The 24,022-nt window shown below is 68.2% G+C and carries 25 protein-coding genes; 18 read left to right on the top strand and 7 right to left on the bottom strand.

Features of this window, described 5'->3' with window-relative positions:
• Positions 1-15: 15 nt before the first annotated feature.
• The 5 genes from ABD225_RS13920 to nudC all read left to right on the top strand — a co-directional run bounded on the left by ABD225_RS13920 (position 16) and on the right by nudC (position 4,958).
• Complete coding sequence (locus ABD225_RS13920) at positions 16-912, top strand: ABC transporter ATP-binding protein (protein ID WP_344086565.1); 897 nt, start codon at positions 16-18, stop codon at positions 910-912.
• Positions 913-923: 11 nt separating this feature from the next.
• Positions 924-1,724: an ABC transporter permease gene (locus ABD225_RS13915; RefSeq protein ID WP_344086562.1), complete on the top strand. Its 801-nt coding sequence runs from the start codon at positions 924-926 to the stop codon at positions 1,722-1,724.
• Between the two features lie 81 nt (positions 1,725-1,805).
• Positions 1,806-2,015 (top strand): hypothetical protein, encoded by a 210-nt coding sequence (locus tag ABD225_RS13910; RefSeq protein WP_344086559.1) that lies wholly within the window; start codon positions 1,806-1,808, stop codon positions 2,013-2,015.
• An 86-nt stretch (positions 2,016-2,101) separates the two neighbouring features.
• Positions 2,102-3,880, top strand: coding sequence for a 3-hydroxyacyl-CoA dehydrogenase family protein (locus ABD225_RS13905; RefSeq protein WP_344086556.1), 1,779 nt, complete (start codon positions 2,102-2,104; stop codon positions 3,878-3,880).
• Positions 3,881-4,028: 148 nt separating this feature from the next.
• Complete coding sequence (nudC, locus tag ABD225_RS13900; RefSeq protein ID WP_344086553.1) at positions 4,029-4,958, top strand: NAD(+) diphosphatase; 930 nt, start codon at positions 4,029-4,031, stop codon at positions 4,956-4,958.
• Positions 4,959-4,972: 14 nt separating this feature from the next.
• Here nudC and ABD225_RS13895 read toward each other — a convergent pair whose 3' ends face one another.
• The gene (locus ABD225_RS13895) at positions 4,973-5,194 is read right to left on the bottom strand and encodes a hypothetical protein (protein ID WP_344086550.1); all 222 of its coding nucleotides are present in this window, start codon (positions 5,192-5,194) and stop codon (positions 4,973-4,975) included.
• A gap of 162 nt (positions 5,195-5,356) precedes the next feature.
• Here ABD225_RS13895 and ABD225_RS13890 point away from each other — a divergent pair, with 162 nt between their 5' ends.
• A complete protein-coding gene (locus ABD225_RS13890) occupies positions 5,357-6,211 on the top strand; it encodes a phosphotransferase enzyme family protein (RefSeq protein ID WP_344086547.1) in 855 nt (284 codons plus the stop codon).
• Positions 6,212-6,224: 13 nt separating this feature from the next.
• On the opposite strand, the gene ABD225_RS13885 is transcribed toward ABD225_RS13890, so the two are convergent.
• Positions 6,225-6,482 carry a mycoredoxin gene (locus tag ABD225_RS13885; protein ID WP_344086544.1) on the bottom strand — a complete coding sequence of 86 codons (258 nt, stop codon included), beginning with the start codon at positions 6,480-6,482 and terminating at the stop codon, positions 6,225-6,227.
• A 66-nt stretch (positions 6,483-6,548) separates the two neighbouring features.
• On the opposite strand from ABD225_RS13885, the gene ABD225_RS13880 reads away from it, so the two are divergent.
• The 4 genes from ABD225_RS13880 (at position 6,549) to ABD225_RS13865 (ending at position 10,995) form a co-directional block, all read left to right on the top strand.
• On the top strand, positions 6,549-8,684 hold the full coding sequence (locus ABD225_RS13880) for an ATP-dependent DNA helicase UvrD2 (protein ID WP_344086541.1): 2,136 nt from the start codon (positions 6,549-6,551) through the stop codon (positions 8,682-8,684).
• 93 nt (positions 8,685-8,777) lie between these two features.
• Complete coding sequence (locus tag ABD225_RS13875) at positions 8,778-8,948, top strand: hypothetical protein (RefSeq protein WP_344086539.1); 171 nt, start codon at positions 8,778-8,780, stop codon at positions 8,946-8,948.
• 101 nt (positions 8,949-9,049) lie between these two features.
• Positions 9,050-9,433 carry a WhiB family transcriptional regulator gene (locus ABD225_RS13870; protein WP_425564436.1) on the top strand — a complete coding sequence of 128 codons (384 nt, stop codon included), beginning with the start codon at positions 9,050-9,052 and terminating at the stop codon, positions 9,431-9,433.
• A 62-nt stretch (positions 9,434-9,495) separates the two neighbouring features.
• On the top strand, positions 9,496-10,995 hold the full coding sequence (locus ABD225_RS13865) for an alkaline phosphatase family protein (RefSeq protein WP_344086536.1): 1,500 nt from the start codon (positions 9,496-9,498) through the stop codon (positions 10,993-10,995).
• 118 nt (positions 10,996-11,113) lie between these two features.
• Here ABD225_RS13865 and ABD225_RS13860 read toward each other — a convergent pair whose 3' ends face one another.
• The gene (locus tag ABD225_RS13860) at positions 11,114-11,884 is read right to left on the bottom strand and encodes an SDR family oxidoreductase (protein WP_344086533.1); all 771 of its coding nucleotides are present in this window, start codon (positions 11,882-11,884) and stop codon (positions 11,114-11,116) included.
• 9 nt (positions 11,885-11,893) lie between these two features.
• Here ABD225_RS13860 and ABD225_RS13855 point away from each other — a divergent pair, with 9 nt between their 5' ends.
• Both ABD225_RS13855 and serA read left to right on the top strand, forming a co-directional pair.
• Positions 11,894-12,418, top strand: coding sequence for a DedA family protein (locus tag ABD225_RS13855; RefSeq protein ID WP_344086530.1), 525 nt, complete (start codon positions 11,894-11,896; stop codon positions 12,416-12,418).
• Positions 12,419-12,591: 173 nt separating this feature from the next.
• The gene (gene serA, locus ABD225_RS13850) at positions 12,592-14,181 is read left to right on the top strand and encodes a phosphoglycerate dehydrogenase (RefSeq protein ID WP_344086527.1); all 1,590 of its coding nucleotides are present in this window, start codon (positions 12,592-12,594) and stop codon (positions 14,179-14,181) included.
• Between the two features lie 71 nt (positions 14,182-14,252).
• On the opposite strand, the gene ABD225_RS13845 is transcribed toward serA, so the two are convergent.
• From ABD225_RS13845 to ABD225_RS13835, 3 genes are all read right to left on the bottom strand, one after another.
• On the bottom strand, positions 14,253-14,969 hold the full coding sequence (locus tag ABD225_RS13845; protein WP_344086524.1) for a hypothetical protein: 717 nt from the start codon (positions 14,967-14,969) through the stop codon (positions 14,253-14,255).
• A gap of 79 nt (positions 14,970-15,048) precedes the next feature.
• Positions 15,049-15,939 (bottom strand): ABC transporter ATP-binding protein, encoded by an 891-nt coding sequence (locus ABD225_RS13840; protein WP_344086521.1) that lies wholly within the window; start codon positions 15,937-15,939, stop codon positions 15,049-15,051.
• Complete coding sequence (locus ABD225_RS13835) at positions 15,936-16,292, bottom strand: GntR family transcriptional regulator (RefSeq protein ID WP_344086518.1); 357 nt, start codon at positions 16,290-16,292, stop codon at positions 15,936-15,938. Before ABD225_RS13835 ends, ABD225_RS13840 begins: the two co-directional genes overlap by 4 nt.
• A gap of 177 nt (positions 16,293-16,469) precedes the next feature.
• On the opposite strand from ABD225_RS13835, the gene ABD225_RS13830 reads away from it, so the two are divergent.
• The 5 genes from ABD225_RS13830 to ABD225_RS13810 all read left to right on the top strand — a co-directional run bounded on the left by ABD225_RS13830 (position 16,470) and on the right by ABD225_RS13810 (position 22,147).
• Positions 16,470-17,519 (top strand): 3-isopropylmalate dehydrogenase, encoded by a 1,050-nt coding sequence (locus tag ABD225_RS13830; protein WP_344086515.1) that lies wholly within the window; start codon positions 16,470-16,472, stop codon positions 17,517-17,519.
• A 189-nt stretch (positions 17,520-17,708) separates the two neighbouring features.
• Positions 17,709-17,843 carry a hypothetical protein gene (locus ABD225_RS13825; protein WP_344086512.1) on the top strand — a complete coding sequence of 45 codons (135 nt, stop codon included), beginning with the start codon at positions 17,709-17,711 and terminating at the stop codon, positions 17,841-17,843.
• A 104-nt stretch (positions 17,844-17,947) separates the two neighbouring features.
• Positions 17,948-19,045 (top strand): branched-chain amino acid aminotransferase, encoded by a 1,098-nt coding sequence (locus tag ABD225_RS13820; RefSeq protein ID WP_344086509.1) that lies wholly within the window; start codon positions 17,948-17,950, stop codon positions 19,043-19,045.
• A gap of 215 nt (positions 19,046-19,260) precedes the next feature.
• The gene (cimA, locus tag ABD225_RS13815) at positions 19,261-20,853 is read left to right on the top strand and encodes a citramalate synthase (protein ID WP_344086506.1); all 1,593 of its coding nucleotides are present in this window, start codon (positions 19,261-19,263) and stop codon (positions 20,851-20,853) included.
• A gap of 124 nt (positions 20,854-20,977) precedes the next feature.
• Positions 20,978-22,147, top strand: coding sequence for an RtcB family protein (locus ABD225_RS13810; protein WP_344086503.1), 1,170 nt, complete (start codon positions 20,978-20,980; stop codon positions 22,145-22,147).
• Positions 22,148-22,201: 54 nt separating this feature from the next.
• Here the strand turns inward: ABD225_RS13810 and ABD225_RS13805 are convergent, their stop codons facing one another.
• The gene (locus tag ABD225_RS13805) at positions 22,202-23,095 is read right to left on the bottom strand and encodes a 3-methyladenine DNA glycosylase (protein ID WP_344086500.1); all 894 of its coding nucleotides are present in this window, start codon (positions 23,093-23,095) and stop codon (positions 22,202-22,204) included.
• Between the two features lie 76 nt (positions 23,096-23,171).
• On the opposite strand from ABD225_RS13805, the gene ABD225_RS13800 reads away from it, so the two are divergent.
• Positions 23,172-23,996, top strand: a complete 825-nt coding sequence (locus ABD225_RS13800; protein ID WP_344086496.1) for a GDSL-type esterase/lipase family protein — start codon at positions 23,172-23,174, stop codon at positions 23,994-23,996.
• Positions 23,997-24,022: the final 26 nt, after the last annotated feature.

Genomic DNA, 24,022 nt, shown 5'->3' with positions numbered 1-24,022 from the left:
GCCAGAGTTGAGGTCATGATCACCGTGGAGAACCTCACCAAGCGCTATGGCAGCTTTACCGCCGTCGACGACATCAGCTTCGAGGTCACGCCCGGATCGGTCGTCGGCTTCCTGGGCCCCAATGGCGCGGGCAAGTCGACCGCGATGCGGATGATGACGGGACTCACGCCGCCGACCAGTGGTCGCTCGATGATCCTGGGCCGCGACTATCGCCAGCTGCCGAATCCGGCGCGCCACGTCGGCGTCATGCTTGATGCCGCCGCGCAGCACCCCGGCCGCACCGGGAAGGAGGTGCTGCACCTAATCGGCATGACGATCGATGCGCCCAAGGCGCGCGTCGAGCAGTCCCTCGAGCTCGTCGGGCTGACCCCCGACGAAGCCAAGCGACGGGTGCGCAACTACTCCCTCGGCATGCGCCAGCGCCTCGGCCTGGCCGGCGCGCTGATGGGTGACCCGCAAGTCCTCATCCTCGACGAGCCGGCCAATGGCCTTGACCCGCAAGGGATTCACTGGATGCGCCAGTTGCTCCGGGCGTATGCGGACCAGGGCGGCACGGTGCTGCTGTCCAGTCACCTGCTGCATGAAGTGCAGATCATCGCCGACGAATTGGTCATGATCGGGCGCGGCAAGATCGTCGCCCAAGGACGCAAGGAGGAGCTGCTCGGCGCGCAAGGCACCCGTGTCGGGTCGCTGGACAACGAGCGCCTCGCCGACGCCGTGCGACGGGCCGGCCTCGAGCTCACCGGCGACCGAACCGGCCTGCTGGTCAAGGCCACACCCGAGGCCGTCGGGAGGATCGCCTTGGACGCGGGGATCGTCCTGACCGAACTGCATACGACCGGCTCCGAGGGGCTTGAGCAGCTCTTCCTTAGCCTGACCGCCGCCGACGCCCGCGATGCCGCGGCCGCCTGAAAGGACCCAATATGACTGCCGTACTTGACCCCGCGACCTCGCATCTGACCCACGGACGCCCCGCGATCACGGACGTGCGCGGCATCCCCTTCACGCGGCTCGCGCGCGTGGAATTGCGCAAAATGGTCGACACCCGCGCGGGCCGGTGGATGCTCATCGTCATGTCGGCGGTCTCCGCCTTGATCGTCGCCGCGATGGTCATCTGGGGCACCCCCGACGAGAGCACCTTCAGCGTCTTCGTCGGCGTGACCTCCTTCCCGCTCATCGTGCTGCTGCCGATCGTCGGCATCATGGCGGCGACCGCCGAGTGGAGTCAGCGCACGGGGCTGGTGACCTTCACCTTGGAGCCGCGCCGCAGCCGGGTTCTGCTCGCCAAGGTCGTGGCGGGCGTTCTGCTGGGCCTGCTCGTCGTGGCCGCATCCTTTGCGGCCGCTGCGCTCGGGCATCTGCTCACCATCGCGCTGCGCGACACGCCGGGCGACTGGTCGATGTCCTGGCGGGTCGTGCTCGGCTTCGTCGTCGCGATGACGATCTTCATCATCCAGGGCCTCGGGTTCGGCTTCGCCGTGTTGAACACGCCCGTCGCGATCGTTGCCTCGATCCTGCTGCCGACCATTTGGTCGATCGTCGGGGCCTTCCCCAAGCTGCAGACGGCCGCCACCTGGCTGGACCTCAACCGCACCATCGACCCGCTGATGTCCGGCTCCATGACCGGCGCGGATTGGGCGCATCTGGGGACCGCGTCGGCCGTGTGGATCGGCATACCCCTGGCCATCGGCTCCTGGCGGGTGCTGACCCGCGAGGTGAAGTAGCCACGACCGAAGCCTCGGAGCCGGCTCGCTGCAGGGGGCGAGCCGGCCCCGACGTCTGTCCGCCCGGCATACTCGATGGCTATGGGGCGCGGGGCGAGGGTGAGCGATATCGGCGAGATCGCCGCGGGGATGCCACATGCTCAGCTGTATGACGAGTCCGCCGACCGCCCGATCTGGCAGGTCGGGGGCAAGTCCTTCGTCTTCGGTCGCTCGCCGCGGCCCGATGCCGTCGATCCGGCCACGGGGGAGCTGGCGGCGCGCCGCCGGGCCCGGCTGGCGTCGCGCGAATAGGCCGCGTCCCGGGGGCGAGGAGGGGTGGCGGGACTCACGTCGCCATGGCATGGCCGCGGCATACCTCCAATGACAGACTCGCCGGTATGTCGCGTGAGTTCACCAAAGTCGGTGTCGTCGGTCTCGGGACCATGGGTGCGGGGATCGCGGAAGTCTTCGCCCGCAACGGAATTGAGGTCGTCGCCGTCGAAGTCGACCCCGATGCACTGGAGCGCGGCCAGGGTTTCGTCACCAAGAGCACCGGTCGCGCGGTGAGCCGGGGGAAGCTCGCGCAGGAGGACGCCGACGCGCTGCAAGCCCGCATCCGCTTCACGACCGAGATGAGTGACTGCGCCGACTGTCAGCTCGTTGTTGAGGCCGTGCCGGAGCGCATCGAGCTCAAGAAGGCGATCCTAACCGCGCTCGACGACATCGTCGCCGATGACGCCATCTTGGCGACGAACACCTCCTCCCTGCCGGTCACCGAGATCGCGGTGGCGACCAAAGACCCCAAGCGGGTGGTCGGCATGCACTTCTTCAACCCGGCCCAGGTCATGCAGTTCGTCGAGGTCATCAAGACGGTCATCACCGCCGATGATGTCTTCGCGGACGTCAAGGCGCTCGCGGACCGCCTCGGCAAGCAGCCGGTTGTCGTGGGCGACAAGGCCGGCTTCATCGCCAATGCGCTGCTCTTCGGCTACCTCAACCACGCCGTGTCGATGTATGAAAGCAAGTACGCATCGCGCGAAGATCTCGATGCCGCAATGCGATTCGGCTGCGGCTACCCCATGGGTCCGCTCGCGCTGCTCGACCTCATCGGTCTCGACACGGCATACGAGATCCTCGACACGATGTATAAGCAGGGCCGCGACCGCCTGCACGCCCCGAGCCCGATCATCAAGCAGATGGTCAGCGCCGGGCTCACCGGCCGCAAGAGCGGGCGCGGTTTCTATACCTATGCCGCCCCAAGCTCCCCCGAGGTTGTGGCCGACGCGCAAACCCCGAGCGGCGAGCCGCCGGCCGGGGTGGCCCTGCGCACCATCGAATCCGTCGGCGTTGTTGGGTCGGGGACGATGGCGACCGGCATCATCGAGGTCTTTGCCAAGGCCGGCTATGCCGTCACTTTCGTCGCGCGCGGCCAGGACAAGGTCGATGGGGTGCTCGCGGCGATCGCGAGGTCTCAGGCCAAGATGATCGATCGGGGTCGCCTGACCCAGGAGGACGCGGACGCCATCAACGGCCGGATCACGGGGGCGACCGAGCGCTCGGCGCTGGGCGATGTCGACCTCGTCGTCGAGGCGATCGCCGAGGATCTGGAGGTCAAGCAGCAGCTCTTCCGCGAGCTGGACGAGATCTGCAAGCCGGGCGCGATCCTCGCGACGACGACCTCGAGCCTGCCGATCATCGACTGCGCGAAGGTCACCTCGCGACCCGGTGATGTCATCGGCATGCACTTCTTCAATCCGGCGCAGATCATGAAGCTCGTCGAGGTCGTGCATACCGTCGCCACCGGCGCCGATGTGATCGCGACCGTGCAGGCGCTGTGCGGCTCGGTCGGCAAGGTGGCCGTGACCTGCGGGGACCGCAGTGGTTTCATCGTCAACGCCCTGCTCTTCCCCTATCTCAATGACGCCATCAAGATGCTGCAGGCCAATTACGCCACCGCTGATGACATCGACACGGCGATGAAGACCGGGTGTGGACTGCCGATGGGGCCTTTTGAGTTGCTCGACGTTGTCGGCCTCGATGTCTCGCTGGCGATCCAGCGCGAGCTCTACCTGGAGTTCCGCGAGCCCGGTTTTGCCCCCGCCCCGCTCCTGGAGCACCTCGTCCAGGCGGGCTACCTCGGCCGCAAGACCAAGCGCGGCTTCCGCACCTACGAATAGCCCGCCCCAAGCCCTACCGAGCCCGTCCCAGACGTCACAACTTTCCCGCCCAATGCCGGAACACTGACATATGGGAGGGAAGCTTGTCTCCCAGACGTCAGGGTTCTCTCCCAAACCAGCCGCGGCACGCCGGCTCGGATGGGCCAGGATGGACCGCGTGATCGATGACGCGTCGTTGCTGCGGGACATCCCGCTGACAAGCGTTGGCCTGGATCGCGCGGCCGAGCGGCGCGGCGAGCCCGGCTTAATCGAGGCCCTGCTGGCGGATGCCGACACCCTGGTCCTGCCGCTCGCCGACGGCCGTGCCCCGGGGTATGCCGCCCGGCCAGGTCCCGCGGACCCGCCGGAGAGTGTGGGTCCAGGCCTTGCCTGGCGGGCACCCGAGGCGGGGGATTCGGCCTATGACGCGATCTTCCTCGGTGTGTCCGCTGACCGGCCTCATGTGGCGCTGCTGCTCCCGCCAGAGGAGGCGCAGGACGGCTGGCTCACCTTGCGCGGGCACGGCGCCGATCTGAACCCCGTGGACAGTGAAGCCTTCGCGACGGCGGTGGCTCTCGCGAATTGGCATGCGGCACATACACATTGCCCACGCTGCGGCGTGCCCACCGAACTCGCCAACGCGGGCTGGACGCGTCGCTGCCCGGCCGATGGCAGCGAGCATTTCCCGCGGACCGACCCCGCGATCATCGTCGCGGTCCTCGATCCGGACGACCGGTTGCTGCTCGCCCGGCATCCCGCGTGGCCGCAGGGGCGGTTGTCAGTGCTCGCTGGTTTCGTGGAACCCGGCGAGTCACTGGCGATGGCGGTGGCTCGTGAGGTTCACGAGGAAGTGGGGGTTGTATGCCGTGACGTTCGGTATCTGGGCGATCAGCCGTGGCCGTTCCCCGCCTCGCTCATGCTCGGCTTCGAGGCGCGCGCCGACGACTCGACGCTGCGGCTCGACGGCACTGAGATTGCGGAGGCGCATTGGGTGACCCGGGCGGAATACCGCGCCAAGCTCGCATCCGGTGAGTGGGCCGGGGGAGGAACGTCGCTGTCGATCTCCCGGCGCTTGATCCTGCGGTGGCTGGACAGCTGATAGGACGGCGAAGGTCACCGAACGCGCGCGCCGATCCCCTCATCGGAACCCGAGCCGGTCTCGTCAGGGTCCTGGTCCGTGGCACTAGCGTCGACGGCCTTTGTGCTCGGCGCCGTGACGACGGGGGTGTTCGCCCAGGCAGCAGCGGAGTTCGTTGTCACGGTAATCCCGCCGGAGAGACTGAGGGTGGCGACGCCGGCGGCGATGGCAGCTGCCCGCTTGGACCGCACGATCATCAGGCTCTCCTGCCATGCAGTGGTTGGACCGCCCGCCGGGGCGGCGACGGAGGCTCCCACGTCCACGCGCCCCGGCGAAGGGCACAGTCATCGTGGCCCTCGAGGCTGAGTGCGGTCTGAGGGCACGCTGGCAGTTTCCGAGGAACAGTTAGCGTGAACTTCATGACCCTCGCTCTGGACTCGCTGTCGGCCGCCCAGCGTGACCTGCTGACCCAGTGGCTGCCAGGCCTGCAGGTCGAGGCCGATCACTCCTGGGGACTGGTGGGGACGACGGTGCTCGAGGTCACGCAGGCGGGCGAACGACTCATCGTCAAGGCCGGCGGGCCGGCGGATCACCACATCGCTCGGGAACTGGCAGCCCATCGTGCCCACCTGGCGCCCTGGACCTCGATCGGCCGCGCCCCACTACTACGCCATGCGGACCTCGCCGAGAAGATCCTCGTGACCGAATACCTCCCGGGGCGGCTCGTGCTCGGCGATCCCGCCGCCGACGCGACCGAGACCTACGTCCAGGCCGGCGATTTGCTGCGTCGCCTCCATGCCCAGGGCGGTCCCGTCGATCCGGACTATGCACATCGGCTCCGGGACCACGCTCGGCGCTGGCTCGACGGGCCACACCGCATACCACCGGACACCGAGGAGCGTCTGCGCGCTGAACTCGATCGCTGGGTCCCGGAACCGGCGGCCTTGGTCCCGACCCATGGGGATTGGCAGCCGCGCAACTGGCTGATCCACGACGGCCTCGTGAGTGTCATCGACTTCGGGCGAGCGGACTTGCGCCCGGCGATGAGTGACCTAGCCCGACTTGCCGCGCAGGACTTTCGACGCGATCCTCGCCTGGAGGCGGCCTTCTTCGAGGGCTATGGCCCCGATCCACGAGAGCCGCACGCCTGGCATCGCCTGTGCCTCAGCGAGGCCATCGGCACCGCCGCCTGGGCATACCAAGTTGGCGATGAGTCCTTTGAGGCGCAAGGCCACCGGATGATCGACGACGCCTTGGCCGCCGCGCCCGACTGAGCCAACCAAGCCTTTAGGCGAGGCGCTTCTTGACCTCGATCAGTGAGGGATTGGTGGCGGTGGAGCCATCCGGGAAGAGCAGCGTGGGCACCGTCTGGTTGCCGTTATTGGCCTCCATCACGAAGACCAGCGCGTCGGGGTCCTCTTCGATGTTGACCTCGGCATACGCAAGGCCGGCCCGATCCATCTGAGACTTCAGCCGCTTGCAATAGCCGCACCAGGTCGTCGAGAACATCGTGACGCTGCCGGCAGGGGGTGCCTGGACGGGCATGGGGGAACTCCTCTAAGAGTGAATGGTGATTGGGACAACGTCAGTGCGGCCAACTACCTTCCCATCATGGCCCATCCCGATCCGGACGCGATCCTCGCGGCGCTCGATCCCGAGCAACGCGAAGTGGCCGCCGCGCCACTGGGCCCGATGCGGGTGATCGCCGGCGCCGGCACCGGCAAGACCCGCGCCATCACCCACCGCATCGCGTATGGCGTCCGGTCCGGACAACTCAACGCCCCCCAGGTGCTGGCCCTGACTTTCACCGCGCGCGCGGCCGGTGAGATGCGCACCCGGCTGCGCGATCTCGGGGTGGCCGGCGTCCAAGCCCGGACTTTCCACGCCGCGGCCCTGCGCCAAGTCCACTATTTCTGGCCCAAGGTCGTTGGCGGTGGCGCTCCCGAGGTGATGGCCTCCAAGGCGGCCGCGGTGGCCGAGGCCAGCGGCCGGTTGCGTCTGCGCCTGACCCGGGACGAGTTGCGCGATGCCGCCGCCGAGATCGAATGGGCCAAGGTCGGCATGCTCACCGCCGAGACTTATGCCCGCGCGGCCACCCGCGCCCGCCGCACCCCGCCCGGCATGGACGTCACGGCGATGGCCCGGCTGATGAGCGCCTATGAAGAGGTCAAGGACGAGCGCGGCGTCATCGACTTCGAGGACGTCCTGCTGGTGACCCTCGGGATGATCCGCAAGGACGCGCGCATGGCGCAGGCGGTGCATGAGCAATATCGCCATTTCGTCGTCGACGAATATCAGGATGTCAACGCGCTCCAGCAAGCGCTGCTGCTCGCCTGGCTCGGCGATCGCCACGACCTGTGTGTGGTCGGCGACCCGGCTCAGACGATCTACTCCTTCACTGGCGCGAGCGCCGACCATTTGCGCACGTTCCCGTCCCACCATCCCGGCGCGGTCACCCACGAGTTGGTCCGCAACTATCGCTCCAGCCCGCAGATCGTCGCCCTCGCCAACGGCCTCGCGCGCGGCCCGAGCGGCTCTCGTCGTTGGGGCGGGGTCGAGTTGCTCGCCCAGCGGGAGGCGGGTCCGGAGCCGGTGCTCACCGCATACGACGACGACCCCGCGGAAGCCGCCGGCGTCGCCGCCTTGATCGCCAAGGCCATCGCCGCCGGCACCTCGCCGCGCGAGATCGCCATTCTGTTTCGCACCAATGGGCAAAGCGAAGCCTTTGAAAGCGCGTTGTCCCACAAGGACATCCCCTATCTCGTCCGGGGCGGGGAGCGCTTCTTCCAGCGTCGCGAGGTGCGCGAAGCGATCGTCCTGCTGCGCGGCGGCGCACGCTCCGATGACGGTAGCACCGAGCTGCCAGAGCTCGTGCGCACGATCCTCGGCGGCGCCGGCTGGGCCGCCCTCGCGCCCGTCGGCGGAGGCGCTGCCCGCGAACGCTGGGAATCCCTCGAAGCGATCGCCGTCCTCGCCGACCAGTTCGTCGCGGGTATGCCGGCCGCGACCCTCCCCGACTTCCTGCGCGAGCTCGACGAGCGGGCCGCTGCGCAGCACGCGCCGGCCGTCGAAGGCGTCACCTTGGCGTCGCTGCACGCGGCCAAGGGCCTGGAATGGGATGTCGTCGTGCTCGCCGGCGTGAGCGACGGGCTGCTCCCGATCGTCATGGCCGAGACCAATGCCGAGATCGACGAGGAACGCCGCCTGCTGTATGTCGGTATGACGCGCGCTCGCCGCGCCCTGCACCTCACCTGGGCCCGGTCCAAGGTCGCGGGCGGCCGGGCCTCGCGCCGCCCGTCGCGCTTCCTCGGAGGTCTAGTGGAGGGCGCGAGCGCCCCCAGCGCGGGGAACGGCGGCAAGCCGAGCAAGCCGAGCAAGGTGAAGAAGGACCGCTTGCCCGCCCGCTGCCGCACCTGCGGCGAGGTGCTCGCCTCCGCGGCCGAGCGGACGACGGGGCGCTGCGCAACCTGCCCGGCGACCTATGACGAGGCGACCTTCGAGGCGCTGAAGACCTGGCGATCGGCCGTGGCCAAGACGGCGAGCTGGCCCGCCTATGTCGTCTTCACCGACGCCACGCTCACGGCGATCGCGGAAACCAAGCCCGCCGATGCGGCCGCCCTCACGCTGATTCCTGGTGTGGGACAACGGAAATTGACCCTTTATGGCGCGTCCGTGCTCGCCGTCCTCGGGGGCGCCGACCCGGCCCAAGCCGCCGCCCAGATCACGAAATCCGATCTGATCCGTTAATTCACATGACAGCAGGCGCCTTTGGCGTCTACCCTCGCAGGGGACGCCAACCGGCGTCAGCACACCCCGAGCTTCTCGAAGGAGGCAGCCACCATGAGCACGAGCATCGTGAACCCCACCTGGACCGATCTGGCCATGACGGCTGCCCTCCCGCACGGCACCGGCGATGCCTATGGTCGCGAGCGCATCTCCGCCGCCTCCGCCGTCTTCGTCGCCACCGCCCAGGGCACCACTGGATCTCCGCCTGGAGCAGCCACTCACTGACAAGTGGCAGCACACCTCCAGGCCGCGGATCCGAACAGGATCCGCGGCCTTTGTCATTTCCCCAGCCCGCCCGACCAGACCCCACCACAGCACCCACGCCGATGCAGACCGACGAGAAGCCCACGACAACCCGCGCCACACCCGGCGCACCAACTGACCGCCCCACCGGGCGGCCGAACAAGGAGGTGACCCACCCCATGCAGCTCACCGCGCTGCTCGACTATGGCTCCACGGCCACCCTCACCACGGGTGAGATTCCGTGTCAGTCGAACGACCCCGAACTCTGGTTCGCGGACACGCCCGATGGCGTCGAGTTCGCCAAGGCGCTCTGCGTCAGCTGCCCGATGATCGAGGCCTGCCTCGACGGGGCGCTCGCGCGGCGCGAAGCCGCCGGTGTCTGGGGTGGGCAGTACTTCGTCGATGGCACCGTTGTCGCCCGCAAGCGGCCCCGTGGCCGGCCGCGGAAGGACTCCCACGCCGCCTGACGTTCACCTCTCGCTGCCCCGTCCGGTCCATCCGGGCGGGGCAGCCGCATTAGGGTCGGGCCGTGCGTGCCCTCCACCGCGATCACGAGCGCGTCGTCGCTGCCCTGCTGACCGCCGATCTGGCGCCGATCGTTGATCTCGTGGTGTGGGCGGCGCCAGATCCTGATGGCACGCAGGTGGCGTATGCCGCGAGCCATCTCGGCCGGGTGCGGCTCGAGCCGGGCGGGCGGCATACGGTCCTGAACGGGGTCGATCCCATCGCCAGCGAGGATCCGATGGCCTTCCTGCCGTATGCCGCGGAGCTGGCCGATCCGTCGCCCTCACCATCGACCCGCAATGCCTATCCGCTTGCGGCAGAACGGCTTTTGAGCTTCTTCGCCCACCCGGACCGCAGCCCGGACCTCGCGATCGTGCACAGCCCGAAGCACTACTTCCCCGAGGCCAAAGGCCATGTCGGAGAGCACGGTTCGCTCGACGTCATACAGTCCCGCGCGCCGCTGATCGTTAGCGGTGCCCGCGCTGCGCGCCGGGGATATGCCGATGCCTGGGCCCGCCTGATCGACGTGGGCCCGACCTTGGCGTGGCTGGCCGGGGTCCCGGAATCCGACCTGCGCGACCGGGCCGGCCGGGCGCTCGACGGCCACGTGCTGTACGACTTCGTCGTCCCCGGTGAGGCCGGGCCGGTCGTCGGAATCCTGTGGGACGGAGCGCATTGCGGCGATCTGCTGCATCTCGCCGAGACGGGCGAGCTGCCCGGCGTCGCGCGGCTGATCGAGCGGGGGAGCGCCTTGCGTGGGGGCGCCGTCGCGCAGTTCCCGAGCATCACGCTGACCAACCACACCTCGATCCTCACCGGCGTTGGGCCCGGGCGGCACGGGGTGATGGGCAATGTCTATTTCGACCGCGCGACGGGCGAGCGCGTCGTGCCCAATGACGAGTCGACTTGGCATCGCAGCAGCGAATGGCTGCGCGATGACGCGCGCACTGTCTTCGAGATGGTGGCCGACCACCTCGCCCCGACCGGGGCTCCTCGGACGGCGAGCATTGATGAGGCGATCGACCGCGGCGCCGACTTTTCGACGATGCAACTCATCCGCGCCAGCGGCAGCTCGCGTGGCGCGGGTGGGCTCGGCGACCAACTGCCGGACGCGGCCACTTCTCCCTTCCTGGGCGACCCGGCGCATCTTGCGGACGGCTATTTTCGGTGGGGGACGCGGGTTGATGACCTTGGCCTGCAACAGATTCGGCAACTCTTCGCCTCCCCGGGCACCGCGCCTCGCCTGACCTGGTGGGCCAATGTCGTCACCGATGCGGGGCACCACGGGGGCGGCCCACGCTCCGAGATCGCGCGCGCCGCGCTGCGGCAGTCCGATGCCCGCCTGGTCGCCTTCCTCGACCATCTCGACGGCCTCGGCGTGGGCGATGAGGTGACGATTCTGCTGACCGCCGACCACGGTTTCGAGGGCACCGATCCGCTGGTGCGTGGGTCGTGGGCCGAGGCGCTGGCCGCCACCGGCGTGCCGCTGCGGGACGAGGGACCGGGCCTGGTCTACCTCCTGTGACGTAGAACGCCGGCACCTGATTCGACCATTTCGTCACAACTCGTCCGTTTCGGCGTCACTCCCACCGCCGGATGGGGGACTCACGACCGAACGGTCGAGTCACAACCGAATGGGGGAGTCAGCGGCGCGGGAGGATTCGCGGCTGATGATCCAACCACTCCACGAAGCGCTCCCCGCCGAGGTCGGCCTCGGGGCCAGGCAGGACGACGCCCTCAGCGAAGGCTCGCATCGTGCCCCCGACCGCGGGCACGTCCACGCGTCGGGGCACCGACTTGCCCGTATGCCGTGCCACCAGTTCCGCGATCTCGCGCGCTGCGAAGCGGTCCGGGCCGGCGAGATCGGTGGCGCGGGTGAAGCCGGTCGGTGCCGGGCTCGTCGCGAGCTCGGCCAACCGCTGACCGACGATAGCGATGTCGACGGGCTGGATCTGCATTCCTCGCACGCCGAGACTGAGGGGCCCGATCCGCATACCCGCGAGCGCTGCGGCGAGGGAGTGGAATTGGGTGGCGCGCAGCACGGTGACGGGGATGGGCAGGTCCCGAAGAGCCATCTCGGCGGCATATTTCATCCGGTAGTAGGCATAGGGGTGGTGGTCGACCCCGACGATGGAGATATAGACCAGGTGCGCCGGGCGCTCCATCGCCGCGACCGCCTCACCGAGGCGTCGCGTCCCGCCCAGCGTCACCGCGCGAAACTCCCACGGCCGCAACGTATCTGCCGTGTGCACCACGGCGTCAGCACCCCTCAACACCTCGGCAAGCCCAACCCCGGTGCGCAGGTCGACGCCGCTGCGCCGGCTCGCGCTGACGGCCTCGTGCCCGGCGCGTCCTAACGCAGCCATGACCTCGCGTCCAAGATTGCCAGCCCCACCTGTCACGACGATCCGCATACCCCGATCGTGGCACGGGCTATCGTCGAGCGGGTGCGGGAGTTGGTGGAATCGTGGCCGTTCTGGGCCGTCTACCTCTTCTTCTTCGGCGGCGCCATGGTCCGCTCCCATGTGACCTATGCCGTGGGCCGTGGCCTGCGAGCCGGCGCGGGCCGCTCCGGGTCGAGGCGCCCGGCTCCCGGTCGGATGGCGCGCCGTCTGGACGGGCCGGCCCTGCGGCGGGCGGAGACCGCCATGGCGCGCTTCGGTGCCCCGCTGGTCACTCTGTCCTTCCTCACCGTCGGTGTGCAGACCCTGCTCAATGCCGCTGCGGGTGGGCTGCGGATGCCGTTGCGCCGCTACACGCCGGCGGCGATCGTCGGGTCCCTGCTGTGGGCCGGCCTGTATACGACCGCCGGCTTCGCCATCCTCGAAGCGATCCGCGGGGCCCTGCCCTGGTGGTCGCTGGTCGGCGCGGTGGTTGCCGGCGCCGCTGTGCTCTTGGTCACGACGGTGGTGCGCACGCGACTCGACGATTCCGAAACGGGCTCGTGACCAGCCAAGACACCGGCATACCCGCCGGTCGTGTCACCTGGTGAACGGCAACAGCGCGCCGGCAAGCCCGAACTAAGCTGACGTTCAGCACAAGGTTGTGCCGTCCGGGCCCCGATCCGTTTTCGCGCCAGTGCGCCGGTGGGGCCGTCCCGTCCCACGAAGGAACAGTGCTCATGACCAAGCCGGTCGTGCTCATCGCCGAGGAACTCTCGCCCGCCACCCTGGATGCCCTGGGTCCCGACTTTGAGGTCCGTCATTGCGACGGCGCCGACCGCTCCCAGCTGCTGTCCGCGCTGCCCGGCGCCTCCGCCGTGTTGATCCGCTCCGCGACAAAGATGGACGGCGAGGCGATCGCCGCGGCCAAGGGACTGAAGGTCATCGCGCGCGCCGGGGTCGGCCTGGACAATGTGGACGTTCCGGCGGCCACAAAGGCCGGGGTGATGGTCGTCAATGCGCCGACCTCGAATATCACCAGCGCTGCCGAGCTCGCGGTCGGCCTGATGCTGGCGGCCGCGCGAAACATCGCGCCCGCCAATCAGGCGCTGAAGGGCGGGGCGTGGAAGCGCAGTCAGTATGGCGGCGTCGAACTGCTCGACAAGAAGGTCGGCATTGTCGGCTTCGGGCGCATCGGCCAGCTGGTCGCCGAGCGCCTCAAGGGCTTTGGTATGGAGATCCTCGCCTACGACCCCTATGTCTCGGCCCAGAAGGCCGGCCAGCTCGGGGCCCGCCTCGTGACTCTCGACGAACTGCTGGCCGAGGCGGACTTCATCTCGATCCACCTGCCGAAGACCGCCGAGACGCTCGGACTGATCGGCAAGGACGCGCTGGCCAAGGCGAAGAAGGGGGTCATCATCGTCAACGCGGCCCGCGGCGGCATCGTCGACGAGGCTGCCCTCGCCGACGCGATCGCCTCCGGCCACATCGGCGGCGCCGGGCTGGATGTCTTCGCGTCCGAGCCGACCACGGTTTCCCCCCTCTTCGACCACGAGTCGGTCGTCGTGACCCCGCACCTTGGCGCGTCGACAGAGGAAGCCCAGGAGAAGGCTGGCATTTCGGTCGCCAAATCGGTGCGCCTGGCCCTCGCCGGCGATATCGTCCCCGATGCCGTCAATGTCGCGGGTGGCGTCATCGCCGAGGAGATCCGCCCGGGTATCGATCTGGTCGAGAAGCTCGGCCGCATCTTCACCGCGGTCGCCGGCTCGGTGCCGGTCCAACTCGACATCGATGTCCGGGGCGAGATCACCGAATTCGATGTGAGCATCTGGAAGCTCTCGGCGCTCAAGGGCCTCTTCACCGATATCACCGAAGAGCCGGTCACCTACGTCAATGCGCCCCTCATGGCGGCCGAGCGCGGCTGCGAAGCGCGCCTCGTCACCAACCCGGTCGCCGAGGACTTCCGCAATGTCACCACCCTGCGCGGCACCCTCGCCGATGGCTCGGTCGTCTCCATCGCCGGCACCCTGACCGGTCCGAAGATGGTCCAAAAGGTCACCGGCGTCAATGGTTTCGACCTCGAGGTGCCGATCAGCACACACATGGCGTTCCTGTCGTATGTCGACCGGCCCGGTGTCATCGGTGCCTTCGGTCGCCTCCTCGGCGATGCCGGCGTCAATATCGCCGGCATGCAGGTCTCTCGCAACGAGGAGGGCGGCAAGGCCCTCGTCGTCCTGACCCTCGACTCGGCCATTCCCGCGGATGTCCTAGCGGCCATCGCCGCCGAGGTCAACGCGACCCTCGCCGAGGTCGTCGCGCTCGTCGACTGAGCCGACTCCACAAGGCGGGGTATGCCAGGAGGTGACCTCCCGGCATACCCCGGCCTGTGGTGTGGATGCGATCAGATGGTGGCCCGGCGCACGGCGGCGTAGGAACCAGCCAGGAAGGCGGCGGCCACGGCAGCAATCACGCTGACTGAGAGCCACTCGCCCCACGCGTCCTGCCACGCGAGAACGCGCTCATCGTTGACTGCGGCAAGGGTGAGCAAGCCCAACGCGACAACGCCCATGGCCGCACCCCACAAGACAGTGCGGACCGTGCCGTAGGCGCGAAAGAGGGTGCCGAAAAGGGCACCCGCGGCCAGGCAGGCGATCGCCATGACGAACACGCCAACGAAGAGGACCGCGAGGTCGCCATCGCCGAAGACGTGGACATCGAAGACATGCGCGCCGATGAACCAGTGGCCAGTGAGGCGTTCGAGACCGAGCCCGACCGAAGCGGCGGTCGCGGTCATTAGCGAGGTCAGGGCGAAGCCCAGGGTGGTCCCGGCCCAGAAGCTGCGGCGGGTTGCGCCGAGGGCGAGGGCGAGAGCGAAGTTGCGGGTGGCCGCGAAGACGCCGACGGAGACGAGGAAGCAGGGTGCCGAGAAGAGGACGCCAGCGTTGTTGCGAGTCCCCTCGCGGATCTCCTCGGAGAGCGGGAATCCAGTCATCGAGCCGATGATCGCGACCACCGCGATGCTGAGGACCACGACGACTGCGTAAATGAAGAGGGGCACGCCGAGGACGTAGTAGCGGTTGGCCAGATAGAGCTTGAGTGGACGCAGAGCTTGGGTCATCGCGGATGTCCTTGTCGAGGGGCTCGCAGGGGTGGTCGAGCGCTGAGGTGTCGAGGTGAGGGTCGAGGTGGTGGTCATATCAGGCCACCTCGTGGTTGCTATTGCCCAGGGCGGCGACGAGACCCTGCAGGGACGTGGAGGTCACGCGCAGCTGGGCCTGGCTCGCACTCGCGCTTTCGGCGTCGGACAGCGGGCCCAGTGTCGTGACGGTGGCTGTCGGCCCGAGGGTGCGACGGGTGAGGCTCGGATGGTCGGGATGCTCCTGCAGCCAGCGGTCGAGGGATGTCGTGGGACCAGAGAGGGTCAGAGCCAGGGCCTCGGCTTCCTCGAGCGGGGCCTGCAGGGCGACCCGACCCTGGTTGAGCACAACGACCTCCTCAAGCAGGGGCGCGGCCTCATCGACAAGATGGGTCGACATGATGATCGTGCGCGGCTGGGCGCCATAGGAGCGGATGAGCTCCTCATAAAAGGTCTCTCGCGCACCGGGATCCAGCCCCAAGTAGGGCTCGTCCAAGAAGGTGAAGTCGGCCCGCGAGCCGAGCGCCAGCACGATGGCCAGGGCCGATCGTTGGCCGCGAGATAGCTTTTTGACGACCGTGGCCGGTGGGAGTCGAAAGCGGTCAACCAAGCGGGCGGTCGTGGCCGCGTCCCAGTCTGGGTAGAAGTCGGGCGCGATCCGCAGCACGTCGCGCACCTTGAAGGCGTCGTTGTAGAGCTGGTTCTCGCGGATGAAGCAGAGGCGCTGGGCCTGTCCGGGGTCCTCGCCGAAGTCGCGACCATCGAGTAGGACCCTGCCGCTGGTGGGGAAGGTGTGGCGGCTCATGAGTGACATCAAGGTGGTCTTACCGGTGCCATTCGCGCCGAGCAGGCCATGAATCTTGCCTGACTCGAAGGTGAGGTGGAGGTCGTCGAGCACGGTGTGGTCGCCGTAGGCCTTGGTCAGCCCGATGAGGGAAATGCCGCCGGTCATGAGTGGTCCTTGTCGAGAAGCTTGTGGAGTTCTGCGTCGGAGATGCCAAGGCGTTGCGCCTCGGTCCGTAGAGGCACGATGAACTGGGCCTCGAAGTCGTCGAGACGTCGCTTGCGGAGCAACTCGGGGGCGTTGTCCGCCACGAACATGCCCAAGCCGCGGCGCTTGACGAGCAGGCCTTCGTCGACGAGGCGGTTGAGCGCTTTGCCGGCCGTGGCCGGATTGATGCGGTGGTGCGCGGCCAGTTCGTTGGTCGAGGGGACTTGCGCGTCGGGTGGGTAGGTCCCGACGAGGATGTCGTCCGCTATGGCGTCGGCAAGTTCGACGAAGATCGGTCGTGGGCCGTCGATCACACCTGCCTCCTTGGTTAGTTACATGACTAATGAACCAAAGAACGCGGCGGTTGTCAATTGGAGGGTGGCGCTGCCACTTCCCAGGTCCGAGACCGGCAGCGCGCCGCCGTTTGCCGAAGGTTCCGCGATCTGGGACGAGCGGTCCGCATCACAAGACGCGCGCCTAGGCTCGCGGGTATGGCCAGCTCTGCATCCACGTCCTTTTCGCTCGCCGTCATCGGGGGGGACGGCATCGGTCCCGAGGTTGTTGCCGAAGGGTTAAAGGTCCTTGACGCCGTGGGCGTCAAGGCCGCGGCCACCGACTACGACCTTGGCGCGCGCCGGTGGCACGCGACCGGAGAAACCTTGCCGGACAGCGTGATTGGCGAGCTGCGCGGTCACGACGCGATCCTGCTGGGCGCCATCGGCGACCCGAGCGTGCCCAGTGGCGTCCTGGAACGCGGGGTGCTGCTGCCGCTGCGGTTCGCCCTCGACCACTATGTCAACTTGCGCCCTGCTCGGCTCTATCCGGGGGTTGCCAGCCCGCTGGCGGTTGAGCGGGTCGCGCCGCAGGGCATCGACTTCGTCGTTGTCCGCGAGGGCACCGAGGGGCCCTATGTCGGCAATGGTGGCGCCGTGCGAGTGGGCACCCCGAACGAGATCGCGACCGAGGTCAGCGTCAACACCCGATTCGGTGTCGAGCGCGTGGTGCGCGACGCCTTCGCCCGGGCCCAGGCGCGGCCCCGCAAGCACCTGACGTTGGTCCACAAGCACAACGTCCTCGTCAACGCCGGACACCTGTGGCGTCGCACCGTCGACGAGGTCGGCGCGGAATTCCCGGACGTCGAGATCGGCTACCAGCATGTCGACGCCGCAACGATCTTCCTCGCGACCGACCCGGGCCGCTTCGATGTCATCGTCACCGACAACCTCTTTGGCGACATCATCACCGACATCGCGGCGGCGATCGCCGGTGGCATCGGGCTTGCGGCCAGCGGCAATATCAACCCCGAGCGCACCGCGCCGAGCATGTTCGAGCCGGTCCACGGTTCGGCGCCGGATATCTCGGGTCAGGGCAAGGCTGACCCGACGGCGACGATCCTCTCGGTGGCCATGATGCTCGACCACCTCGGCCTCACGGAGCACAGTGCGCGCGTCGAGGCGGCGGTCGCCGCCGACCTGGCCGAGCGCGGGACTGCCGCGCGCTCGACGAGCGCGATCGGGGACGCGATCGCCGCCCGCGTCTGACACGCAGTCACGTTTGCATTGCACACCTTCTCAAAGCAGGGGTGCGTCGCTAACATCGGTCCAACTTCGCACCATTGTGATTGGGGTTGGGTATGTCGGATCTGCCTCACCTGAGCGAGGACGAACGCCTCCTCGCGGGAAGGCGACCTTGAAGAGGTTGTCCACCTCGGCCTTGTCGGCGACATTGCAGTGCACATAGGTGCCGCCGAGTTCCTCGGCGAGTTGAGCGCCGTCCCCGGCATCGTGCTCAACATGATCGGCAATGGGCACCTCCCCGGCGTCGTGACGATGGCCGCCGAGGCGCTGCGCCCGCTCGTGCACTGACCCGCGATGCGGGGCTGGCGCGGAAGCGTGACTACCCTGGGCAGCAGACCCGGTCGGCAATACCCGACTCCCGGCAACGGCCAAGGAAGGCAGGCGCACTCGCGATGGCGCTCTCGTTCGAACTCACCGCCAACCCCTCCCCCCGCAGCGAGGCCGACCGCACCGCAATCTTGGAGGACCCGGGCTTCGGCAAGCACTTCACCGACCACATGGCGGTCGCGACGTGGACCAAGGACGCGGGCTGGCATGACGGGCGGGTCACGGCATACGGGCCGATTAGCCTGATGCCGAGCGCGGCGGTGCTGCACTATGCCCAGGAGATCTTCGAGGGCCTGAAGGCCTACCGGCACGCCGACGGCTCGATCTGGTCCTTCCGGCCCGAGGCCAACGCCCAGCGGATGGCGCGCAGCGCCGCCCGGCTCGCGCTACCCGTGCTGCCGAAAGAGGACTTCATCGCTTCACTGCGTGCCCTCGTCGCGGCCGACCAGGCCTGGGTGCCGGAGGCGCCGGACGGCAGCGAAAAGAGCCTCTACCTACGACCCTTCATGTATGCCAGCGAGGCTTTCCTCGGCGTGCGGCCCGCCAACGAGGTGACCTTCTCGGTCATCGCCTCCCCGGCCGGCGCCTACTTCTCCGGCGGCTTGAAGCCGGTGACCTTGTGGATCTCCCAGCACTATGCCCGCGCGGGTGCCGGCGGCACGGGGGCCGCGAAGTGCGGTGGCAACTACGCCTCCTCGCTCGCCGGGCAGTTGGAGGGGATCGAGCACGGCTGCGACCAGGCCGTCTTCCTCGACGCTGCGACCCAGACCTTCATCGAGGAACTGGGCGGCATGAACCTCTTCTTTGTCACCAAGGACAACCGCCTGCTCACTCCTGAGCTCACGGGCTCGATCCTTGAGGGCGTCACCCGCAGCTCGATCCTCGATCTCGGCAAGGAACTCGGCCTCGACCCCCAGGAGCAGCGGATCGAGATCGAGCAGTGGAAGGACGGCGTTGCGTCCGGCGAGATTGTCGAGATCTTCGCCTGCGGCACCGCGGCGGTGGTCACGCCGGTCGGGGAGCTGCGCTGGGAGGGCGGCAGCACGCCCTCGACCGCCGGTGCCGCGGGCGGCGAGATCACCAATGCGATCCGCAGCCGCCTGCTCGACATTCAGTATGGCCGGGTCGAAGACACCCACGGCTGGCTGACGCAACTGGCCTAACGAGCCCTCCCCGACTGGGAGCGCGGGGCGAGTGGTCGGCATACGGACGGCCTTGGCTGGCGCGGGGGGATGTGTAGAGTGAGCATGTGACCTTCGCGAGCATGATTATCCACTAGCGCAACGAGACCTCTCGTTGCGCCGACCTCCCAGCCCTGGGGGGTTTTTTGTTGCCCGCCAGGCCGATTGACCGACCACGTTCAGACAAGGTGAAGCACATGAGCGACCTGCACGTCTACGACACCACGCTGCGCGACGGCGCGCAGCAAGAGGGGCTCAACCTCTCGGTGACGGACAAGCTGGCGATTGCCCTGCACCTGGACGAACTGGGGGTCGGCTTCATTGAGGGCGGGTGGCCGGGCGCGAACCCCAAGGACACGGAATTCTTCCGGCGCGCGCAGAGCGAGCTGACGCTGCGCAATGCGACGCTGGCCGCCTTCGGCGCGACGCGTCGGGCGGGCGGTCGGGCCGATTCGGACCCGTTGGTGCGGGCCCTGCTCGACTCTGGGGCATCCGTCGTGACGCTGGTGGCCAAGAGTCATGGCGGGCACGTGGAGCGGGCGCTGCGGACGACCCTCGCGGAGAACCTCGAGATGATCCGCGACACGGTGACCTTCCTTCGCGGCGAAGGCCGCCGCGTCTTCGTGGACGCGGAGCACTTCTTCGACGGCTACCGGACCGATCGGGCATACGCCCTGGAAGCGGTGCGCGCCGCGGCCGAGTCCGGCGCCGAGGTGGTCGCCCTATGCGACACCAATGGCGGAATGCTGCCCAACGAAATCGCGGACATGGTCGGCGATGTCGTCGGCGCGACCGGCGCGCGGATTGGCATCCACTGCCACAACGACACCGGCTGCGCCGTCGCAAACTCGATGGCCGCGATCGACGCGGGCGCCACGCACGTGCAGGGGACGATCAATGGGTATGGCGAGCGCACCGGCAACGCCAATCTCGTCACCATCGTCGCCAACCTGCAAATCAAGCAGAAGCGCGACCTCATCGAGCCGCACCGCCTCGCCGAGGCGACCCGAATCTCGCATGCGATCAGCGAGATCACCAATGTCGCGCCCTACAGTCGCCAGCCCTATACCGGCTCCAGCGCCTTCGCCCACAAGGCCGGCCTGCACGCCAGTGCGATCAAGGTCGACCCCGATCTGTATCAGCACACCGATCCCAAGGCGGTCGGCAATGACATGCGAATGCTGGTGTCGGACATGGCTGGTCGCGCCTCGATCGAGTTGAAGAGCCGCGAGTTGGGCTTCGACCTGGACTCCGGTTCAGAGGAGGACAAGGCCAAGGTGGCGCGGGTGTTGGCCACCGTCAAGGACCTGGAGTTGCGCGGCTACACCTTCGATGCGGCTGACGCGAGCTTCGAGTTGCTGCTGCGGCGGGAGCTCGATGGCAAGCTGCCCGACTTCTTCGACGTCGAGTCCTGGCGGGTCATCACCGACAGCCGCGGCGAGCAGGACGCGCTATCGGAGGCGACGGTGAAGGTGAGCGCGGCGGGCAAGCGGGTCGTGCAGACCGGCGAGGGCAATGGCCCGGTCAATGCGCTCGACCACGCCCTGCGGCAGGCACTCGCGTCGGCCTATCCCGAACTCGCCGACCTGGAATTGGTCGACTACAAGGTGCGCATCCTCGACACCGAGCATGGCACCGACGCCATTACGCGCGTGCTCATCGAGACCTCCGATGGCTCGACGACCTGGTCCACGATCGGTGTTGCCGCCAACATCCTCGAGGCGAGTTGGGATGCCCTCTTGGAGTCGGTGACCTATGGCCTGATCCGGGCGGGCGTCGCCCCCCGCTAACGCGTCGACTGCCCTTGCACGGCGGAAAATCACCGGCAGGGCAAGGCTGTTCGTCGCTATCGTGACGAGGCCCGGCGCCCGTCGGGTCACCCGCTCACGGGTGCGCACGAGAAAGTTCACGCCAATGCACAAGCTCGCTCCCAGGTTGTTCAACTGGGCGAGCATCCTCGACGACGCCACGGCCGCGCAGGCCAAGACCGCGTCGACGATGCCCTTCATTCACCCGCATCTCGCGCTGATGCCCGACGCCCACCTGGGCAAGGGCGCCACGGTCGGGTCGGTCATTCCCACGCTCGGCGCGATCATGCCGGCCGCCGTCGGCGTCGACATCGGCTGCGGCATGATCGCCGTCCGCACCGGCCTGCAGGAGTCCGACCTGCCCGCCGATCGGGCGAGCGTCCGGGTCGCCATCGAGAAGGCGATCCCGCTGTCGGCTGGCGCGCGCAACCAGCGGATCAGCCGGGAGCACACGATCGCTCGGCTGGACAAGCTGCGGACCCTCGCGGAGGACGCGGGGTTCGACCCCGCGGCATACCTCGGGGCCTGGGATCTGCAACTGGGCACCCTCGGTTCGGGCAATCACTTCATCGAGATCACCCGGGACGAGACCGGCACGGTCTGGCTCTTCCTGCACAGCGGGTCGCGGGGCGTCGGCAACAAGATCGCTCAGCACCACATCGGCGTCGCGCAGAAGCTGTGCCAGCAGTGGTGGATTCCGTTGCCGGACAGGGATCTTGCCTACCTCGTGGAGGGGACGGACGAGTTCTGGGCCTACATCCGGCAGATGCGGTGGGCGCAAACCTACGCGTTGCTGAACCGGGAAGAGATGATGGATCGGCTGCACGCGTGCGTTCAGGACTGGGTCGGGGTGCCGGTGGAGCGGCTGGAGGAAATCAACTGCCACCACAACTACACCGAGCAGGAGAAGCACTTCGGCAAGCAGGTCTGGCTCTCCCGGAAGGGCGCCATCTCGGCTCGGGTCGGTGAGGCTGGGCTGATCCCCGGGTCCATGGGGACGGCGTCGTATGTCGTTGCGGGACTGGGCAATCCGCTCGCGCTGAACTCGGCGCCACATGGCGCCGGCCGGGTGCACTCGCGGTCCGCGGCGCGGCGGACCTTCACCCAGGAGCAGTTGCGGGAGTCGATGGCCGGCATCGAGTTCCGCGACACCGCAGCCTTCATCGACGAGATCCCGGCGGCATACAAGGACATCGACCAGGTGATGGCCGACGCCGCCGACCTGGTGCAGATCCGGCATACGCTCCGGCAGCTGGTGAACGTCAAGGGCGACTGAGCTCGACGGAGAAGGTCTGAGCTTTGGCACTGTATGTGGTGCCAAAGCTCAGACCTACTCGCCGGTCACGGCGTCTGTCACTTCGTCAGTCACGGCGTCGAGGACCGCGAGGAGGCGGCGGCGCAGATCGTTGGAGCGCACGGAGAAGGCGCGTTGCGCGGCGGCATACTCGCTCTTGCCCTCTGGGGTCTCGATCTTGATGGGGGCGTAGCCGAGGTCGACCAGGTCGTAGGGCGAGGCCTGCATGTCGAGGACGCGGATGTCGCGCGCCAATTCGAAGGCATCGAGGAGGACGTCGCCCGGCACCAGCGGGGTGAGCTTGTGTGCCCACTTGTAAACATCCATCCCCGCGTGCAGGCAGCCGGGTTGCTCCTGCATGACCTGACCCTCTCGCGTGGGTTGAGTTGCGTTGCGCGGCACCGCATCCGGGGTGAAGAAGCGGAAGGCGTCAAAGTGGCTGCAGCGCAAGGGATGTGACTCCACGACACGATCGGTCTCGGTGGGGGACAGGCGCAGCGGGTAGTCCTCATGGCGAACCTCGCCCGCCGGCAAGCGAAAGACCATCGCCCACTCGTGCAGTCCGAAGCAGCCGGTGAACGCCGGCCGGGAAAGGGTCGCCGCCAGCAGCGAGCGGACGAAAGCGATCGTTGTCGCGCGCTTCGCTGCGAGAGCCGCATGGTCGAGCAGGACGCCGCCGTCGGCGAGGGTGAGATAGCCCGACCAGGCGGCGCGCGGCATACCCCCTGCATCGTCGAGAATCACCCCCGGACCGGGGTGCCACCGGCGCAACTTGCCCGGCGGGAAGTTGTAGTAGCGGAAGAGGAAGTCCTCGACCGGATGCTTGGCGCCGTGGCGCGCCAGGTGGGCCGCGGTGAGACGGTCGGCGCGCGCGGCATGCGCGGCCTCGCGGCCTCGCCATTCCGCGCGGGGAATCCGAATTGCGTCCACTGCCCAACCGTAATCTCGCAGGCTGCGGGGTTACGCTGCCAGACGCTCAGCCCGCTCGATCAGATAGAGGTTCGCGATGAAGCGCACCGTCCTGGCCACCATCGCTGCCCTCGCGATCCTGCCCGCCGCCGCCCACGCCGATCCCTCGCCGCGCGGCGTCGAGAAGGCCACCGGCTACTACCTGGCGCTGGGCGATTCGCTCGCCGCGGGCTACCAGCCGGGGATGGGTGACGACAAAACCGGTGGGTATGTCGGTGGCGTTCTTGATGCCGTCCGCGCGCAATCGCCGAAGACCAAGCTGGTCAACCTCGCGTGTTCTGGAGAGACGGTCGCGACGATGGTCAGCGGCGGCCGCTGCGCTTATGAGGCGGGCAGCCAGTTCGACCAGGCCCTCGACTTCCTGCACGCGCACGGGCAGTTCACGCGCGTGGTGACGATCGACATCGGCGCCAATGACGTGCAGCGGTGCGTGCGTGGCCTGGCCATCGACCTGCCGTGCGTGCAGAACGGCCTGAACACCGTGGCGACTGACCTGCCAATGATTCTCGGCAAGCTGCGGTCGGCCGCTCCTAACGCGCAGATCGTCGTCCTCAACTACTACAACCCCTTCCTCGCGGCCTGGCTCACCGGCCCGTCTGGCATCCAGGTCGCGCAACTCTCCGCGACCCTGCAGACCATGCTCAATGGCGTCATCGCGGGCGCCGCGGCAGCCAATGGCGCGCTCATCGCGGATGTGGCAGCCGCCTTCCACAGCACTGACTGGTCGCCGGCGCCGGGCACCTCGGTCCCCACCAATGTCGCGACCATCTGTGCCTGGACCTGGATGTGCACCAAGGCCGACATCCACGCGAATGACGCGGGGTATGCCGTCCTTGCCGCCACCGTCGCCGGTCGCCTCTGAGGGGGCCGGGTCGGCCCGCGTAGGGT

Origin of the sequence: Nostocoides veronense (assembly GCF_039531185.1) — a bacterium.
Classification (GTDB): Bacteria; Actinomycetota; Actinomycetes; order Actinomycetales; family Dermatophilaceae; genus Nostocoides_A; species Nostocoides_A veronense.
Note: the sequence above shows the minus strand (reverse complement) of the source record. Positions and strands in the feature narration are given on the sequence as shown.